The sequence below is a fragment of the Clostridium mobile genome, assembly GCF_018918285.1.
Lineage (GTDB): Bacteria > Bacillota > Clostridia > Clostridiales > Clostridiaceae > Clostridium_AW > Clostridium_AW mobile.
This window is the reverse complement of record NZ_JAHLQF010000016.1, coordinates 1-938: the sequence shown is the minus strand read 5'-3', so window position 1 is coordinate 938 and position 938 is coordinate 1. Positions and strand designations below refer to the sequence as shown.

General features: G+C 40.2%; 2 tRNA genes and 3 rRNA genes. All 5 read right to left on the bottom strand.

Annotated features, from left to right (window positions below):
- Positions 1-97: ribosomal RNA gene (locus KQI86_RS20015) — 16S ribosomal RNA — on the bottom strand; the annotation flags it as partial.
- Between the two features lie 202 nt (positions 98-299).
- Positions 300-375 (bottom strand) — tRNA-Ala (locus KQI86_RS20010).
- Positions 376-378: 3 nt separating this feature from the next.
- Positions 379-455: transfer RNA gene (locus KQI86_RS20005), tRNA-Ile, on the bottom strand.
- A gap of 6 nt (positions 456-461) precedes the next feature.
- A 5S ribosomal RNA gene (rrf, locus tag KQI86_RS20000) occupies positions 462-578 on the bottom strand.
- Between the two features lie 204 nt (positions 579-782).
- Positions 783-938, bottom strand: a 23S ribosomal RNA gene (locus KQI86_RS19995); the annotation flags it as partial.

The following is a 938-nucleotide window of genomic DNA, read 5'->3' as shown; positions in this document are numbered from 1 at the left end:
GCTAGATTCATCCCCGAAGGGATTCCTCTCGCTCGACTTGCATGTGTTAGGCACGCCGCCAGCGTTCGTCCTGAGCCAGGATCAAACTCTCAATTTATAAGTTTAATCATTTGCTCATTCGTTGATTCTCTTTAGAATCGACTGGTTTCATTACCTCTGTTTAATTTTCAAAGACCATTGCCGCTTCAAGCGACTTTCTTATGATAACACCCTCATTTGAATTTGTCAACATGTTTTTCAACATTTTTCAAACGTTTTTGAGGATAATAAAACATCTGTATAAAAAACAGATGCTTATATGGTGGAGATAAGGAGACTTGAACTCCTGACCCCCTGCTTGCAAGGCAGGTGCTCTCCCAACTGAGCTATACCCCCATATGGTGGACCTTCAGGGACTCGAACCCCGGACCTACCGGTTATGAGCCGGTTGCTCTAACCAACTGAGCTAAAGATCCATACTAACCTGGCGACGACCTACTTTCCCACAAGGCCTCCCTTGTAGTATCATCGGCGCATTGAAGCTTAACCTTCGTGTTCGGAATGGGAACGGGTGTTACCTTCAAGCCATTATCACCAGATACTGTTCCACAGAAATCTTTGATTTCGTTTTGGAACAGTACTTCGCAGCTTTAGCTGTCGAAGTTTCCTTAATCAGTCTTATCTGAAAAAGTTTAATTACAAAATTACTGTTTACATTTTTAAATTATAATTTATATTTTAAAACTTGTCAACATGTTTTTTTATAATTTTTATTCTTTTAAAAAATAGCATAGAGTAATTTTAAGATCAAGCCCTCGACCTATTAGTACTAGTCAGCTGAATGTATTACTACACTTACACCTCTAGCCTATCAACCTTGTGTTCTTCAAGGGGTCTTACTAGCTTACGCTATGGGAAATCTAATCTTGAGGTGGGCTTCACGCTTAGATGCTTTCAGC